Raw genomic sequence first — 1,445 nt, 5'->3', positions numbered from 1 at the left:
GGGTTGTGTACCATCCTTTCTGTAAATTCCGTTTAGCGCCTCTGGCAGGAAGTGCGCGGCGCTCGGTCTGACGCCATGACTTCGAGAAAGGAGTATGCCCATCATGGCGATGCGTGTCGAAACCAATCCTTTGGAAATGGCTTATGCTGTGTTGCTCGAACACGGACTGGAGGGTGCCGGCGAGGCTCTGCGCATCCTCGTCAATGAAGCCGCCAAGATCGAACGATCCCAGTTCCTTGGAGCGGCGCCCTATGAACGTAGTGAGCGACGGCGTGACTACGCCAACGGGTACAAACCCAAGACGGTACTCACCCGCCTTGGTGAGCTGACCTTTCAGGTGCCCCAGGTGCGTTGCGGCGACTTCTACCCTTCTGCCCTCGAAAAAGGCACCCGCACCGATCAGGCGGTGCATCTGGCCCTGGCCGAGATGTACGTCCAGGGGGTCTCCACCCGCCGGGTGATCGAGGTACTGCAGCGCCTGCTGGGGCCGGAGATTTCGCTCTCCACCGCCCAGGTGAGCCGTGCCGCCGCCAGGCTCGACGAGGGGCTTGCGGCCTGGCGCGAGCGTCCTCTGGGCGAAGTGCCCTATCTCTTTCTGGATGCCCGTTACGAGAAAGTGCGGCTGGAAGGGCGAATCGTCGATTGTGCCGTCTTGATCGCCGTCGGCGTCGATGCGACGGGCAAACGGCGGGTGCTCGGTTGCACGGTGGCCACGTCGGAAGCCGAGATCAATTGGCGACGTTTCCTGGAATCCCTCCTTGCCCGCGGTTTGCACGGGATCAAGCTCATCATCGCGGATGATCATGCGGGCCTCAAAGCTGCCCGCAAAGCGGTGTTCCCTTCTGTTCCCTGGCAGCGTTGCCAGTTCCATCTGCAGCAAAACGCCGGCCAGTTCGTCACCCGACAGGAGGCGAAAAAGCACGTCGCCGCGACACTGCGCGCGATCTTCAATGCTCCGGACAAGGCAGAAGCCGAGCGGCTTTTGAAAGCCGCCCTGGACACCTGGCGCAAGGAGCATCCGAAACTGGCCGAGTGGGCCGAAACCGCGATTCCTGAATCCCTGACGGTGTTCGACTTCCCCGCTGCGCACCGTATCCGTTTGCGTACCACCAACGGGCTGGAACGCATCAGTGCGACGTGAGGTCGCGTAAGTGATTGTTCCACAAGGGAAACCTTGGAGGGAACCTGCCGTTCCTCCGGCAGTAACCTAGGGATGCGGGCGGGGCTGGCAACGGCCTCGTTCGAAGCCATCCTGACAATGTAGCCCACTCCCGTGAGGGATGAAACCGAAACCGTGAGGTGGAAGTGGAACTGCGAGTGTCACGCGGTGGGGCGCTAGGTTTGGAAGTAAGGCGAATCCAGATGAATCGGCGATAAACCTCGTCAACCAGAACAAGCCAAAGGCACTGTTAGGCTTGAGCCAAAAGGCAAGTGGGTGGTCTTAG

Annotated in this window: 1 pseudogene; it reads left to right on the top strand. The window is 60.7% G+C overall.

What is annotated here, in order from left to right:
• Window positions 1-103: 103 nt before the first annotated feature.
• Window positions 104-1,132 (top strand): annotated as a pseudogene (locus tag ACYQ6T_RS10645) (IS256 family transposase); the annotation flags it as partial.
• Window positions 1,133-1,445 lie beyond the last annotated feature (313 nt).

It is taken from the genome of Hydrogenophilus islandicus (genome assembly GCF_054657095.1).
This window is presented reverse-complemented; position numbering and strand designations above follow the sequence as displayed.